Origin of the sequence: Neptunomonas sp. (assembly GCF_016744175.1) — a bacterium.
GTDB lineage: Bacteria > Pseudomonadota > Gammaproteobacteria > Pseudomonadales > Balneatricaceae > Neptunomonas.
Window position 1 is genome coordinate 45868 of record NZ_JADGEV010000010.1, and the last position, 15203, is coordinate 61070.

The following is a 15203-nucleotide window of genomic DNA, read 5'->3' on the forward strand; positions in this document are numbered from 1 at the left end:
CTTTAACGGTCATTTTATAGAGGTAGTGTATGAGTAATGTATATCTGGTTAGGACGAATCAGAAAATTAATTTTGCACGTATTCATTTAGATGCTTTGACGGTAGCGCAGAACTCCACAAAGTGGAGTAAGCATAATGAAATTGAATCTTATAATGAGTCCATTCTGTTTCATTTGGCATCGGCATACGGTTCGTTTTTACGAGAGATTGCTGAAAAATATAGCTTTGATGCAAGTAAGGTTGGTACTTTGTTTGACTTGGAAGCGATGTTTGAAGAATCTGGGCAAGAATCGCCTGAGAGAAATGAGTTGTGGAGCTTAGAGCAAAGTGAGGTCAGCTGGTTGCATAAAATGCTAGCTGCTTATGCTGCGTGCTGGAAAGCCATTGATAATCACAGTGCCAGAGCCAGTGATACTGTTAGCATTTCTGAAATACATGTGGTGCAGATTAATCCTAATCACGCAGAAGATAGCGATATTTTAGCTGAGTATAAGCAATGGCTAAATGAGTTTCGTTCGTTAGTTGAGCGTTTGCGTTCAGATATGCAAGAGTGGTAGTGAGTAAAAAAACAGTGGAACAAACAGTACTTGAGATTATTAAACTTCCATCAGGCGATTACGCTATGCGTAAAGCTGGGGAAGATGAGCCGCTCATAACCGTGAACTTGTCACAAAAAGTTATCGAGGGGCTTAACGGACAATCTGAAGAGTTGGCACGTATGATTTTAGTCGCTGGCGCAAAGATGATGTCTGAACTATCCCTGGAGTCAGTGGAAGCATCCGAGCCTCCTAAGCCAGTAATCCATTAGTTAGTCCTTTTTCTGCTGTTTAGTGGTGGCGTCTTCTTATGAGGATGCCATTACTACATCCTTGTTGAGCTGAGTGTTCCAAATTTCTTATTTCATGTTCTGAGATATTTTCAGCCCAGCTGATCACAGCGTGACAAGTGCCAATACTTAATGCTTTTTTTGCTAGCTGTAATACGGAATGATGTTCATCTGGGTAGAGTAAAATGACTTTGTTTAAGTCGATACCTGCATCTTGCAAAAAAGAACGCGGTAAATTACTTGGCGGTGCTATCCAAGCTAGCCATCTGTCTTCGTGGCTAAGTTGTGCTAATAGCGGCATTAGCAAAGGCATATCATTTAGCTCGCCACTACGAGTAACAATTTCAGTAATCTTACCAAATTCTTTTTTTGCTGTTATAGGTTTTTGAATAATTTGGTTTGATCCATGTTTACGCAGCAATGCCATGCTAGGTCTGTTGCGATGGTTATGTAACTGAATCATAGTTCGCCTCCTTGTCTTATAACGCCTACACCTAAGCCTTCGATGGATAGTTCTTGTTGTCGTAGGTCTATTTCTATAGGCGAAAATTCAGTGTTTTCTGCCAATAAATAGACCATGTGGCCTTCTTTTTTGAATCGTTTTACTGTGACTTCATCGTCGATGCGAGCAACAACTACTTGGCCGTTACGTGCTTCTGTGCATTGGTGGACTGCGAGCAAATCACCATCCATGATGCCAATATCTTTCATGCTTGTTCCGTGGACTCTAAGCAGATAATTTGCAGGAGGGTGGAAAAAATCGGCTGAAATAGTGCAGTGCTCTTCTATATGTTCTTGCGCTAGTATTGGCGAACCGGCTGCAACTCTGCCTATAAGAGGTATACCTTGTTCTGTGTTTTCAAGTTCAGGTAAGCGAATACCTCGAGAAGTACCGGGGATTATTTCAATGGCGCCTTTTCTTGCTAACGCTTTTAGGTGTTCTTCGGCAGCATTAGCGGACTTGAAACCAAGCGACCTAGCAATTTCAGCGCGTGTTGGTGGGTACCCGGTAGCTTCAATATGCTCACGGATGCATTCAAGTACTTCTTCTTGGCGTTTGGTCAGTTTCATAATGGTGCCTGTGTATTTATACAGTATCTGTGATTATATACAGCAAGAGGGTGATGTAAAGTAATTTTCTGTTTATATATCCAGTATCTTGGTATGATCCACGCCAAATGTTATTCAGGTGGTTTGTCTTGCTCAGCGATGCTCTTAAAAACTCTATTCAGGCTTCATATCGACGCTTCTTAGCTGATCATGAGATGACGCCCCGCTATGGCCAAAAAATGATGATTGCGCATATAGCAAGAACATTGGGTGGTATAGAAGTTGATAGCAAAGGAGAAAGGGTTAACCAAAACCATCTCTGCGTCATTGAGGCAGGAACTGGCACCGGTAAAACGATGGCTTATTTGCTTAGTGCTATTCCTATTGCCAAATCACAGTCCAAGTCGTTAGTAATCTCCACGGCAACTGTTGCACTACAAGAACAGTTGTTGAATAAAGACCTACCCGAAGTAGCACGCCTCTTAGGTGAATCAGTCAACTACGTGCTAGCCAAAGGGCGAGGCCGTTACTTCTGTATTTCTCAAGCAGAAAAGCTTTTAGACTCTCAACATCAAACGGGTCAAATTGCGTTATATGAAGACGAGATTGAACACAACCTAGATCCTTCATTGCTATCTTTTTATCAAGATCTGCTTAGTAAGTTTGCTGCTGGTGAGTGGGACGGCGACCGTGATAGTTTGGCTGAAGAGATTGAGGCGACAAGTTGGGCTCCTTTAACTAGTGACCACACTCGTTGTACAAATCGGCGCTGTAGTAATTTTTCTGTTTGTCCTTTTTATAAATCTCGGGACTCAATGGACAAAGCTGATATTGTGGTTGCTAATCATGATTTAGTCTTGGCTGATTTGTCGTTAGGGGGGGGCGCCATCCTCCCGGAGCCTGCGAATACTGTGTACATATTCGATGAGGCGCACCATCTTTCATCTAAGGCGACAGGGCATTTTGCTTATAGTATGCGCGTTAAAGGTACGCAACGTTGGTTAAAGTCATCAGTAAAGCAACTTGATGCGATGCTTGACGAGTGTGATAACAATGCTGTTTTGGCGCAATATGTAGAGCGTATGACGCCTGCGCGTCAGGATATCGATATTGCATTAGACCAACTCCATGGCAATTTGCGTTTAATGCTGATGGAGGGTGTACAGCGCCCTGCATCAGACCGCTTTCGATTTCCTAAAGGAGTACTTCCTGAGGCAATGATGCACAGCGCCAAAGAAATTGCAGCAGCGGCTGAGCGCTGGATGCTAAAGGCGGAGCAAATTGTTGATGTTCTTAAAGAAGCATTGGATGGTGGTGTTCCAGAGATCAATCGCGAAGTAGCAGAGCGTTGGTACCCTCGTATGGGCTTGCTGTGGATGCGTGCTCAATCACTGTATTGGTTAAATAAGAGCTATGCTATTGCTGACCCTGAAGGCGTTGCTCCTACCGCACGCTGGATTAATTTAGTTGATGCGAGTGATGGTGTCGACTTTGAATGTAGAAGTAGTCCAGTATCGGCGGCAGAGACACTTCAAGAGCATCTGTGGACTAGTTGTTTTGGTGCAGTATTAACGTCAGCGACGATGACCGCGTTAGGGCATTTCAATCGCCTAATTCATGAGCTGGGATTGCCTCAAGATGTATTGTGTGAACGACTACCTAGTCCATTTAATTATTCTGAAGCGGCTGTATTATCAGTCCCTAGCATGGAATCAGACCCTAGTAAGCCAGAAGATCATACGCAAGAAGTCATTAGCATTCTGAATAAGGGGCTAATAAGCGCTACTGCGACGCTGGTATTATTTAGTTCCTGGCGCCAAATGTTTACTGTGTTAGAAAAGTTAGATAGTGCTATTCGAAGTAGGGTGCTAGCACAGGGCGATTTAACTAAGAACGAAATTATAAGACAGCATAAGAAAACGGTGGATGCAGAGAGCCCAAGTATTATTTTTGGTCTGGCGTCTTTTGCTGAAGGAGTGGATCTGCCAGGCAAGTACCTGACAGAAGTTATTATCACTAAGTTGCCGTTTGGTGTACCAGACGATCCTGTTGATGCCACTATGGCTGAATGGATAGAGCAACGAGGTGGCAATGCATTTATGGAGTGGACTGTACCAGAAGCGTCAATGCGTTTGACGCAGGCTACAGGTCGACTCTTACGTACCGAGCAGGATACTGGTCGGGTAATTTTATTAGATAGACGTGTAGTGACGCGACGTTACGGCCGACAATTGCTGGATGCGCTGCCTCCTTTTCGTCGCGAAATCAGTCAAAAGTGAGTAACACATTGGAAGAACTTAACCAGAGTAACACGAGCGAATCAGTTGGCGAAAAAACTGAAGGGCTAGTAAAAAATGAACGTAAAGATAAACGTCGTTCATCAAGCCGTCCCAGTAAAACTGCAAAAAGCAGCACTTGGACACCGAGTGAGTCTGCTGTTTCAGTGGTTGAAGGTAAAAAGCGTTTCCATGACTTTTCACTTCCTGACCAGTTGATGCACGCCATTCACGATCTTGGTTTTGAATACTGCACGCCTATTCAGGCTGATACGATTAAGCCTGCTTTGGCAGGGAAAGATATTATTGGTAAAGCGCAAACGGGGACGGGTAAAACAGCGGCTTTTTTAGTCGGCATAATTACGGATCTGCTTGATTTTCAGCTTGAAGATAAGCAGCGTTCAGGAGAGCCACGAGCGCTTATCATTGCTCCCACGCGGGAGTTAGCATTGCAGATCGCTGCTGATGCGGTGTTGTTGTGTAAATATACAGATATAAATGTAGTTTCTATTGTTGGTGGTATGGACTACGAAAAGCAGAGACGAGAGTTAAAAGCAGGCCCTGTTGGTATATTGGTTGCTACTCCGGGACGTTTAATTGATTTTGTACGTTCGAAAGAAGTCGACCTTCATAATGTTGAAGTGTTGGTTTTGGATGAGGCCGACCGGATGTTAAGCATGGGCTTTATACCGGATGTAAGAACTATCATCCGTAATACGCCACGTAAAGGGGATGAGCGTCAGACACTTCTCTACAGTGCTACTTTTACTGATGATATTATGAGCCTTGCTCAGCAATGGACGGATGACCCTGTTCGAATTGAGATCGAAGCAGAGCGTCGTTCAACAGAGAATATTAGCCAGAAAGTCTTTCTTGTTTCGAGCCATGAAAAGTACAAGCTTTTGCGGAACTATATTCGTGTAAATAACATAGAGCGCGTTATTGTTTTTGGAAATCGCCGTCATGAAACCCGTGATCTTGCAGAGAAGCTTAAAAGAGATGGTGTTCGAGCTGCTTTGATGTCTGGAGAAATCCCTCAACACAAAAGAGTTAAAACGCTTGAGGACTTTAGGAGCGGTAAAATTGAAGTACTCGTAGCAACGGATGTTGCTGGGCGTGGAATTCATATTGATGGTGTTACTCACGTTGTTAACTATCAGTTGCCTGAAGATGCTGAAGATTATGTCCATCGTATCGGTCGTACCGGTCGGGCTGGTGCGACAGGGACTTCTATTTGTTTTGCCTGTGAAAACGATTCTTTTATGATTCCGGACATAGAAGAAGAAACCGGTGTTAAATTAGAATGCATTCACCCAAGCGAAGAGTTGCTTGCTGACCCCAATGCTTATAAAACGGCTGCTCCGGTAGCGGCTGTTGAAGTTGAGAAGTCAGCAGAAACTAAAATTATAGATAAAGCTGATGAAGCAGTAGACGCTGGTTCTGATGAAATGGCTGAAACGTCTCAAGTTGAAGCTACTGCTGCGTCAAGTGAAGCAACATCTGAAAAAGTATCCGATCAGAGCTTGGAGAAAGATGCAGGGCAAGAAGAAGTTGTTACGCTAGCGTCTATGAGTAAGCTTGAATCGACACCAAAACAGGTAGAGTTGTCATTAGCTTCGCCTGATGTTGATGTGACACTTGATATTGACGGAAACCAAGCTGAGGAGAAGAGTCGTTCAGATGTCTGATGATCGACATAAAACGCGCTTAATTGCACGCATTTTAGCAACAGTAGTTAGTGCATTCTTCGCTGTTTTTGCTGTGGCTGGCTACCAGAGAACGGGCGATATTGCACAGCTTTTGGTATTTTTGGTGGCGTCAGTTATTGCATATGGCGTTATCATTTTTATCTTTAAAGGTATCGATAGGCTATTAGATAGTCTTGATGATCAACAGCGATGAATAATCTGTAATAAGGGCGAACACATGAATGAAGTGCAGCAGAAGGTTGCTGTGTTAGGGGGTGGCAGTTTTGGTACTGTCATCGCCAATATAATGGCAGAAAAAGGAATTAACGTTTCTCAGTGGATGCGCGATGCCACTAGAGCTGAAGAAATAAATACACAGCATATTAATTCACGTTATTTGCCAGATTACTCTTTATCTGAGCACCTATGGGCTACTACGGATATTGAGTTAGCACTAAAGGATGCGTCACTTGTTTTCGTCTCGATTCCTAGTCAGAGTTTTCGTACTGTAGTGCAATTGGCTAAGCCTTTTTTGCAGTCAGGGCAAATGGTTGTTAGCACCACTAAAGGTATTGAGGGCGATACCTTTAGCTTAATGAGCGATATCCTTAAAGATGAGCTTCCTAGTGCTAGAGTCGGGGTGTTGAGTGGTCCAAACCTTGCCAAAGAGGTCGCTAAACATCAACTCACCGCTACCGTTATATCAAGCGGCGATGAAGCATTAAGATCTGATGTTCAAATAGCATTGCAGCAGTCTTACTTTCGGGTATATGCCAGTTCAGATATGTATGGAGTGGAGCTTGGGGGCACACTTAAGAATATCTATGCAATTGCAGCAGGCATCAGCGCTGCTTTGGGGATGGGGGAAAATACCAAAAGCATGCTATTAACACGTAGTTTGGCGGAAATGAGCCGCTTTGCCGTGAGCATGGGGGCAAACCCGATGACATTCCTTGGTCTGGCTGGCGTAGGTGATTTGATAGTTACCTGTATGTCTCCTTTGAGTAGAAATTATCGTGTTGGCTATGCATTAGGTAGTGGTGAAAACCTAGAAGAAGCCGTTGCTTCTTTAGGCGAGGTTGCTGAAGGCGTGAATACCATTCGCATTATTAAAGCCAAAGCTGATGAGCTAAAAATCTATATGCCATTAGTCTCAGGTTTATATGAAGTTGTGTTTAATGGTGCGCATGTTCAAGAGGTTGTGAAGGCCTTGATGATGAATGAGCAGAGCTCGGATGTAGAATTTGTTTTACCAAGAGAAACTATTTAGTGTTAATCCTGATGCGCCATGGAGAGGCAGGTTGGGATGCTTCAAACGATCGTCAGCGTATTCTGACGTCGGCAGGTGTTACTTATGTGGAGCGTCAAATAGCGCATTATCAGCAGTCTCTTTTATCTGTAGAAAAAATAATCAGCAGCTCGTACGTACGAGCCGTACAAACGGCTTCTCAAGTCTCGGGTCTCGTTCCTGGGGTAGAGAGGGTTGTTGATGATCGTTGGTCGCCTGATGCGTCGTTAAGTGATGCAGTTGCTGCATTAGAAGAACATTGGGTTGATAATTTATTGGTTGTTACGCATCAGCCGCTGATAGGTTATGCTGTTCCTTTTTTAACTGAGGGTGTAATTCATACCCCAGAGCCATTGCTTCCCGGGCAATTGGTAGTTCTTGATCTTCTCTGGCCGGCATCGGCTTCTGCGATACGTTTATCTTTATAATTCTAGAGCTTTCTATGTATAGCTCTGCTAATTTATCACTATGAATGAAAGACAATTTCAACTAGATGAATTATCGCTACATGCACTGGAATCTGGCCAAGGCCGGAAAAATGTAATTGTGGCGCTTCATGGGTGGCTAGATAATGCGGCTACTTTTAATGAAATCCGCAAACACTTCAGCGATTTCCACTTCATTGCGTTGGACCTAATGGGTCATGGAATGACGCAGCATCGCCCCGCGTCGATGCCTTACTATATTTGGGATAATGTAAGTGATCTTCTATTAGTACTAGATCAATTGGGGCTGGATAAAGTGACTCTGCTGGGCCATTCAATGGGCGCCAGCATAGCGACTTTGTTCGCAGGGGCTTTTCCTGATCGTATAGAGCGTCTGTGTTTGATTGAAGGACTGGCACCATTGGTATATGAGTCATCTGATCTACCGAGCTTAATGGGTGATGCTATTCTTAAGCGACGCAGAATGAAATCAAAAAAACTCAGGCCTTATTCTGATAAAGAAGCGGCTATTAGTGTACGTATGCAAGGGCGGTGGCCAGTAAATCGCCAAGCGGCAGAGTGGCTGGTTGAGCGGGGTTTGAAGCATATGTCGCAAGGCTATATTTGGCGTAGTGACCCTAGCTTAATGCTACCGTCGTTATTGCGTATGAGCGAAGTTCAAGTGAGTGCTTTCTTGCAAGCAGTGAAAGCACCAGTAAGACTCTATCTCGGTAATGATGGAATTCATGATGAGTCATGGCAGCCGAGAATTGCACAAATTTCATCGGTCGATGTCATTAATTTTGAGGGTAATCATCATCTGCACCTTGAGCCTGAAGCGGCTAAGCTAATTGCAGAGGATATCAAAAGTAGTATCGAATGAATGTTTCAGTGAAATAGTGTTCTAACTTTTAAATAGTCATAAGGGTTTTCTGCTGATGTGGTTGACAAGGATTTGCTTTCTTATATTGGTGTTTGGTGCATCGGCTATACATGCTGCTGATGATCTTGTGGATTCTGCTGACGATAGTGTTCTTGAGCGCTTTAGAGGGTCGTGGATAGTTAATTATAAAACATTGCCGTTAGCTGATTATGCATTACCGTTGGGTAGTGTGGAGCAGGTAAATGGTGTTGAACGCTTAGAGCGTGAAGAGGGCATGACAGGGCGTCTTACCCGTATTAGTTATCGTATACCTGAAGGCAATACAACACGTAAGGTTTTTAGTTTTTTCAAAACTCAGCTTGAAAAACAAAAAGCAGAGATGTTGTTTAGTTGTCAGGGGCGAGAGTGTGGAAGCAGTAATTATTGGGCTAATGATGTTTTTAACTTCTCTAAGTTATATGGTGTTGAGCGTTCTCAATACTACCTTGCTGCTCGTTTGCCGGGAGTGACTGTCTCAATGTATGTGATTGAGCGTGGTAGCCGTAAGCTGTACTTCCATATTGATGTGATCGAAACCGATGTGGCTGCACGAATGACCGCCACTATTAAAAGAGAAGGATATGTTGGTATCTCGATTAATCAGCTACCTGACATGAACCTTCTCGAGAAATTGATCGGTCAGTTAGAGTCTTATAGTCAGGACCTTACCTTAGTGGTTCACCATAAAGGGGAAACATTAGAGAAAGGAAAGGCGCTTAGTGCTACTAAAGCCTCGCAGCTACGTCAGGCGCTGATTGACCGTAAGATGTCGAATCTGTCTGTGCAGTCAGTGGGGGCATTAGCGCCTTCTGTTTTGAGGCAAAATAACCTAGTAGTTGTTCTTGTAGCCGGTTCTTCGTCTCTATGACAAGTGTTTCGTTAGTGCTGGGTAGCGGAGGAGCTCGCGGGTACGCACATATTGGTGTCATTCAAGTACTAGAGGCTAGAGGGTATCGCATTAACTGCATCGCAGGTAGCTCTATGGGGGCCTTGGTTGGTGGCTTGTATGCAGCAGGGGCGTTGGATGAATACACCGAATGGGTTATGGGGCTATCTCGCCTGCAGATCTTACGTTTGTTGGACCTAACATTTGGGATTGGTGCAATTCGCGGTGATAAGTTATTTCGAAAAATTAAGGATATTGCGGGTGATCCTGACATTGAGTCGTTGCCAATTCCTTTTACTGCGGTAGCGACTGATATCGTCCATCAAAAAGAGGTATGGTTTCAGCGAGGGTCGCTGCAAGCTGCAATTAGAGCATCGGCTGCTGTGCCGGGAGTATTCACGCCTGTTGTTGATGCCCATCGTGTACTGGTTGATGGAGGAGTGTTAAATCCGTTACCGATTATCCCAACCGTTGCGGCGCATTCTGATCTGATTATTGCTGTTGATCTGAATGGTAGTCCTGTTATGCCGGATGTGGATTTTCCACAGACTAATGCGCCTTCCGAAGAGGATTTGTTTGCTGAGTGGCCTCTTGAGAAAGGTTTTCAGAATAATCAAGATGATGACGATCGAGTGGTACAGTTGCTCCATGGCGCTGGAGATAATAAATTGAAATTAGACAGTAACTTGGATGTTATCATGAGTTCGCTTGAAGTGATGCAAGGGGCTTTGACTCAATATAAAGTGGCGGGTTATCGCCCGGATCTGCTGATAAATATACCCACTGAAATCTGCCGTTTCCACGACTTTCATAGAGCAAGTGAGGTTATTGAAGAGGGGCGGCGTGTGACTATAGAGTGTCTGAATAAAATGGAGAGAAGGTTTGTATAGTTGAGCCCTTCTCAGGGCTCCTGTACCTGCCTTGAAAGCTAGGGTTATGATAATAGAGCAAGAAATTCTGAACGGGTTTCAGGTTTCGATCTAAAAGTCCCAAGCATCATGGATGTCTTCATAGACCCGTTTTGCTTTTCGACACCGCGCATCATCATACACATATGCTTCGCTTCTATCACAACACCAACGCCTTTAGCGCCAGTCATTGACATAATGGCTTCGGCTATTTCTTTTGTCATGTTTTCTTGAATTTGCAAGCGTCGAGCATACATATCAACAATGCGTGCAATTTTTGAAAGACCAATTACCTTGCCGTCAGGGATGTAAGCAACGTGTGCCTTGCCAATAAAAGGAAGTAGGTGGTGTTCACACAGTGAGTATAGCTCGATGTCCTTGACCAAAACCATTTCACTATTATCTGACGGGAAAAGGGCGTTGTTTACCACTTCTTCAAGGTTTTGCTGATATCCGCGTGTCAGGTAGGCCATTGCTTTTGCCGCGCGAGCAGGCGTGTCGACTAAGCCTTCACGGCTAAGGTCTTCGCCTACTTGTTCGATAATGGTAGCGTATGCTTTTTCCATCACTGATGAATATCCTCTGTAATATGCGTCAAAAAAAGTTGTAAGTTACGCGAACATAACTGTTTCGTAAAGTAGCCGGCATTAATTTATTGCCTGTTTTGTTTCAACAGTATGTAAAGTGCGCCAGAGCCGCCATCTTTAGGCTGTGCAGAACAAAATGCCAGCACTTGAGATAGTTGGCGTAACCAGTCATTCACATAGGATTTTAATACAGGTTGTTGTCCTGACTGGCTGAATGCTTTGCCATGAACAACCATGACAGAACGCATACTTTGGCGTTGTGAGTCTCGAATAAAAGCGCTTAGCTCGTCTCTCGCGGTGTCTACTGTCATTCCGTGCAGGTCAATACCTGCCTCCCAAGGAATATGGCCTTTGCGTAGGCGTTTCATGACGCTGATTTGTATGCCGGGAGCCGCGAAAATTAACTCCTCGTCAGATTCAACAATATCAACAATCTCACTCGACAGCCCATCTATGACTTGTTCTATTTCTGCTTGGGCCATCGTTCGATGATATTCGCGCTGTTTATCTTTGCGGATAGGGCCGTTCGTACGCAAGACGGTTTTTTCGTGTTTTATTGGTGAGACATCACTCATTACCTCGCTAAAGGATATTTCTGAGTCGGTCTTACTTGAGTTTATTTTGTCAGACATAGCACCGGGCACATGAATTCATTAAACTGTCTGGCTTAAACCAAATCAGATTTAGGTATTATCCCGATAGTTATGATGATTGATCAAGAGCAGGTTGCAACTGAATTACAAACAGTGCGCGATTTTATACGTTGGACGTGTAGTTTATTGAATGAACATAAGGTCTATTTAGGGCATGGCAATATTAACGCTTGGGATGAGGCTGTGCAGCTGGTCATGGCGGGCGTTTACCTTTCCTGGAATAGTGATAAAACGGTGTTAGATGCGCGTTTGATGACATCTGAAAAGGCTCGGGTTATTAGCTTTGTCCGCCAGCGTGTCGAAGCACGCAAACCGTTGCCTTACATTACTAATGAAGCATGGTTTATGGGGATGCCTTTTTATGTGGATGAGCGAGTGCTCATTCCCCGCTCGCCTATTGCTCAATTGATAGGAACAGAGTTCTCTCCTTTTTTACGTGAAGGTCTTGTTGAGCGCGTACTAGATCTATGCACCGGCAGTGGTTGTATTGGAATTGCGTGTGCTTATGCCTTTGAGGAGGCGCAAGTAGATTTGGTTGATATCTCTGTTGAAGCGCTGGTGGTTGCACAAAAAAATATTGAGCAACATGAGTTAGCAGAGAGAGTCGCGGCTATTCAGAGTGATCTTTTTGAAGCGGTTAGTGGTCAGAGGTACGATTTGATTGTTACAAATCCACCTTATGTAGATCGGCAAGACTTTGAAAGTATGCCGCAAGAATATCAGCATGAGCCTGAGCTGGCGTTAACTTCTGGGAATGATGGCTTAGACATTACACGTTCTATTTTACGTGAGGCATGTGATTATCTGACGGATGATGGGCTTTTAGTTGTTGAAGTTGGTAATAGCGAAGTCCACCTGATGACGGAATTTCCGCATGTTCCATTTATTTGGGTAGATCTGCCTGACGGTGGTAACGGCGTTTTTGTGATTACAGCGCAAGAGTTAAAGCATTTTCGCGACGAATTTTGATTCGGGCGTTATAATGAATCAGCAGATTTAATAGAGAGAATTATAGATAATGTCGGGCAATAGTTTTGGTAAGCTGTTTACAGTAACGTCTTTCGGTGAGAGTCATGGTCCCGCTTTGGGTTGTATTATTGACGGTTGCCCTCCTGGGATTGAGATATCAGAAGCTGATTTACAGCGCGATTTGGATCGACGTAAACCTGGTACATCCCGGCATACTACTCAGCGTCGTGAGGCGGATGAGGTACAAATTCTTTCGGGTGTTTTTGAAGGGAAAACAACGGGCACTTCTATCGGTTTGTTAATTCAAAATACTGATCAGCGCTCTAAGGACTACTCCAATATTGAAGAAACTTTCCGTCCAGCGCACGCTGACTATGTGTATACACACAAATATGGTTTTCGTGATTACAGGGGCGGTGGTCGCTCATCCGCACGTGAAACAGCAATGCGTGTTGCGGCAGGTGGTATTGCTAAGAAGTACCTCGCCAGTAGAGGGGTAGAGGTTCGTGGTTTTTTATCACAGCTAGGTCCTATTACGATTGATACAAATAATTTTGATTGGGATCAGATTGAGCAAAATCCGTTTTTCTCTCCTGATATAGCGGCGGCAGAGAAAATGGAAGTGTACATGGATGAGCTTCGTAAGGAAGGGAACTCTGTTGGCGCTAAAATTTCTGTTGTTGCTTCTGGTGTACCTGTAGGGCTGGGTGAGCCGATTTTTGACCGCCTAGATGCTGAGCTTGCACATGCGTTAATGAGTATTAATGCAGTGAAAGGGATCGAAATTGGTGATGGTTTTGCGGCTGTTGAGCAAAAAGGTACTGAGCATCGTGATGAAATGACACCTGAAGGGTTTCTTTCAAATCACGCTGGCGGCATTTTGGGTGGGATTTCAACAGGCCAAGATGTTGTCGCGCATATAGCGCTTAAACCAACATCTAGCTTGAGGCTACCGGGGCGCAGTATCAATATCAAAGGCGAACCGATTGAAGTTGTTACAAAGGGAAGGCATGACCCTTGTGTTGGCATTCGCGCGACGCCTATAGCTGAAGCGATGATGGCCATTGTCTTGATGGATCATTTATTGCGCCATCGTGCACAAAACGCTGATGTTAAATGCACTACGCCTGTTATCTCTGGCTAAGTCGAGATTTAAGACGAGCGAGATGAAAAAGTTCGAATGCATTTATTTGTTGTTTAAATGATCGTGACGGGTTTTCTAGCGTCAGTCGTGTAAAACAAGGTAAAAGATCGACTTTGTTTGTTAGATGCCCGGCTTTGGCTGGGCATTTTGTTTTCTGGCAAGGCATTGGGTCATTGCTTAGAAGATGTAGGTTTGCTCGAAGGAGCAGATGACGTGGTATTTAAGGTCGCTTGTTCTTATTGTTGTAAGTGCAAGTTAATGAATAAATTATGCAGTACAAAGATGGACTGAATTGATGACTACTACCTTTCTAGAAACACTTTATGACGGCTATGGGCAGTCGTACGCTGTCGAAGAAATTTTGTTTGAGCAGCAAACTGATTCTTGGCATTTGATTATTTTCCGTAATAAAGAGTTCGGTACTGTCATGGCGCTGGATGGAATTATTCAGACAACGGAGCGCGATGAATTTATTTATCATGAAATGCTGACACATGTTCCTTTGTTTGCTCATGGGAATGCTAAGCGTGTGTTGATTATCGGCGGTGGTGATGGTGGTATCCTGCGCGAAGTGATGAGGCACCCTGAGGTTGAACACGCAACTCAAGTTGAAATCGATCAGTCTGTTATCGATATGTGTAAGACTTATCTGCCTAAGCACTCTAACGGTGCGTATGACGACTCTCGAGCGAATATTGTTATTGCTGATGGTATTGAATTTGTTTGCGAAACAGATGAAAAATTTGATGTCATTATTTCTGATTGCACAGATCCAGTTGGGCCAGGTGAGGTTCTTTTCAGTAGTCGTTTTTATGAGGGTTGTAAAAGCTGCTTAAACGATGGAGGCGTTTTTGTTGCGCAAAATGGCGTTGTTTTCATGCAAGTAGATGAAGTGCAAACAACGCGTCGTCGTTTAAGGCCTTATTTCTCTGATCAGACGTTTTATTGTACCGCAGTACCCACTTACATTGGCGGTAATATGACGTTGGCTTGGGGGGCTGATGATGCGGCCTTGCGTAATGTCTCGGTTGATACGTTGAAGCAGCGTTTTGCACAATCAGGCATAAAAACTCGCTACTATAATCCTGAGATGCACGTGGCTGCTTTTGCGTTGCCGCAGTATGTCATTGAGGCATTAGCTGACGTTTAATAGTTCAATACGTGTAAAAAAACCGGCTAATGCCGGTTTTTTTATATTTGTTAAAAAACGCCGCCTAGAGGGTAGCGCTTTTTTTCTTACTCGCTCGGCGCTTCAGCGCTTTGCTTAGCCGCTTCTTCTACTTGGCGGCGACGGATTTCTCGAGGATCGTTAGGTGCGCGAGTCGTGCGTCGGGCTCTGCGAGGTGCTCGTTCAGTCGGTTGCTCTTGAGCTGGCTCGGCAGTTGTTTCGATTGCCGTAGAGGAGGCTTCATCAGCAGCGGTTTCAACAGTGATGTTATTGCTTGCTTCATTCGCTTGAGTAATTTCTACTGTTTCAGCAACTTCAGCAACTTCAGCAACTTCAGCAACTTCAGCAACTTCAGCAACTTCAGCAACTTCAGCAACTTCAGCAACTTCAGCAACTTCAGCAACTTCAGCAAC

At 44.2% G+C, this 15203-nt stretch carries 16 protein-coding genes and 2 pseudogenes; 13 read left to right on the top strand and 5 right to left on the bottom strand.

Annotated features, from left to right (window positions below; genetic code table 11):
* The first annotated feature begins 29 nt into the window (after positions 1-29).
* Together QZZ55_RS06430 and QZZ55_RS06435 are read left to right on the top strand one after the other, a co-directional pair.
* Positions 30-557: a DUF6586 family protein gene (locus tag QZZ55_RS06430; RefSeq protein WP_293266512.1), complete on the top strand. Its 528-nt coding sequence runs from the start codon at positions 30-32 to the stop codon at positions 555-557.
* On the top strand, positions 557-808 hold the full coding sequence (locus QZZ55_RS06435; protein ID WP_293266514.1) for an ABC transporter ATP-binding protein: 252 nt from the start codon (positions 557-559) through the stop codon (positions 806-808). The genes QZZ55_RS06430 and QZZ55_RS06435 overlap by 1 nt, the downstream gene beginning before the upstream one ends.
* 19 nt (positions 809-827) lie before the next feature.
* Here QZZ55_RS06435 and QZZ55_RS06440 read toward each other — a convergent pair whose 3' ends face one another.
* A complete protein-coding gene (locus tag QZZ55_RS06440) occupies positions 828-1289 on the bottom strand; it encodes a SulA-like leucine-rich domain-containing protein (protein WP_293266516.1) in 462 nt (153 codons plus the stop codon).
* Complete coding sequence (gene lexA / locus QZZ55_RS06445; protein WP_366512298.1) at positions 1286-1900, bottom strand: transcriptional repressor LexA; 615 nt, start codon at positions 1898-1900, stop codon at positions 1286-1288. The genes QZZ55_RS06440 and lexA overlap by 4 nt, the downstream gene beginning before the upstream one ends.
* Before the next feature lie 125 nt (positions 1901-2025).
* Here lexA and dinG point away from each other — a divergent pair, with 125 nt between their 5' ends.
* The 8 genes and pseudogenes from dinG (at position 2026) to QZZ55_RS06485 (ending at position 10251) form a co-directional block, all read left to right on the top strand.
* Positions 2026-4155: an ATP-dependent DNA helicase DinG gene (gene dinG, locus QZZ55_RS06450; protein WP_293266520.1), complete on the top strand. Its 2130-nt coding sequence runs from the start codon at positions 2026-2028 to the stop codon at positions 4153-4155.
* A gap of 164 nt (positions 4156-4319) precedes the next feature.
* Positions 4320-5468: pseudogene (gene rhlB, locus QZZ55_RS06455) on the top strand (ATP-dependent RNA helicase RhlB); the annotation flags it as partial.
* Between the two features lie 364 nt (positions 5469-5832).
* Entirely contained in the window at positions 5833-6054 is a 222-nt protein-coding gene (locus QZZ55_RS06460) for a hypothetical protein (protein ID WP_293266522.1), read from the top strand.
* A gap of 24 nt (positions 6055-6078) precedes the next feature.
* Positions 6079-7110, top strand: coding sequence for an NAD(P)H-dependent glycerol-3-phosphate dehydrogenase (locus QZZ55_RS06465; RefSeq protein WP_293266524.1), 1032 nt, complete (start codon positions 6079-6081; stop codon positions 7108-7110).
* Positions 7110-7556: a histidine phosphatase family protein gene (locus QZZ55_RS06470; protein WP_293266526.1), complete on the top strand. Its 447-nt coding sequence runs from the start codon at positions 7110-7112 to the stop codon at positions 7554-7556. The genes QZZ55_RS06465 and QZZ55_RS06470 overlap by 1 nt, the downstream gene beginning before the upstream one ends.
* Positions 7557-7596: 40 nt before the next feature.
* The gene (locus tag QZZ55_RS06475; RefSeq protein ID WP_293266528.1) at positions 7597-8436 is read left to right on the top strand and encodes an alpha/beta hydrolase; all 840 of its coding nucleotides are present in this window, start codon (positions 7597-7599) and stop codon (positions 8434-8436) included.
* Positions 8437-8491: 55 nt separating this feature from the next.
* Complete coding sequence (locus QZZ55_RS06480; protein WP_293266530.1) at positions 8492-9343, top strand: DUF4892 domain-containing protein; 852 nt, start codon at positions 8492-8494, stop codon at positions 9341-9343.
* Positions 9340-10251: a patatin-like phospholipase family protein gene (locus tag QZZ55_RS06485; protein ID WP_293266532.1), complete on the top strand. Its 912-nt coding sequence runs from the start codon at positions 9340-9342 to the stop codon at positions 10249-10251. Before QZZ55_RS06480 ends, QZZ55_RS06485 begins: the two co-directional genes overlap by 4 nt.
* A 44-nt stretch (positions 10252-10295) precedes the next feature.
* Here QZZ55_RS06485 and folE read toward each other — a convergent pair whose 3' ends face one another.
* Both folE and QZZ55_RS06495 read right to left on the bottom strand, forming a co-directional pair.
* A complete protein-coding gene (folE, locus tag QZZ55_RS06490) occupies positions 10296-10835 on the bottom strand; it encodes a GTP cyclohydrolase I FolE (RefSeq protein ID WP_293266534.1) in 540 nt (179 codons plus the stop codon).
* Positions 10836-10921: 86 nt separating this feature from the next.
* On the bottom strand, positions 10922-11488 hold the full coding sequence (locus QZZ55_RS06495; RefSeq protein WP_293266536.1) for a Smr/MutS family protein: 567 nt from the start codon (positions 11486-11488) through the stop codon (positions 10922-10924).
* A 72-nt stretch (positions 11489-11560) separates the two neighbouring features.
* On the opposite strand from QZZ55_RS06495, the gene prmB reads away from it, so the two are divergent.
* From prmB to speE, 3 genes are all read left to right on the top strand, one after another.
* The gene (gene prmB, locus QZZ55_RS06500) at positions 11561-12478 is read left to right on the top strand and encodes a 50S ribosomal protein L3 N(5)-glutamine methyltransferase (RefSeq protein ID WP_293266537.1); all 918 of its coding nucleotides are present in this window, start codon (positions 11561-11563) and stop codon (positions 12476-12478) included.
* 49 nt (positions 12479-12527) lie between these two features.
* On the top strand, positions 12528-13622 hold the full coding sequence (aroC, locus tag QZZ55_RS06505; protein ID WP_293266538.1) for a chorismate synthase: 1095 nt from the start codon (positions 12528-12530) through the stop codon (positions 13620-13622).
* A 295-nt stretch (positions 13623-13917) separates the two neighbouring features.
* Positions 13918-14772: a polyamine aminopropyltransferase gene (gene speE, locus QZZ55_RS06510; RefSeq protein ID WP_293266539.1), complete on the top strand. Its 855-nt coding sequence runs from the start codon at positions 13918-13920 to the stop codon at positions 14770-14772.
* Positions 14773-14858: 86 nt separating this feature from the next.
* Here the strand turns inward: speE and QZZ55_RS06515 are convergent.
* A pseudogene (locus tag QZZ55_RS06515) lies at positions 14859-15203 on the bottom strand (hypothetical protein); the annotation flags it as partial.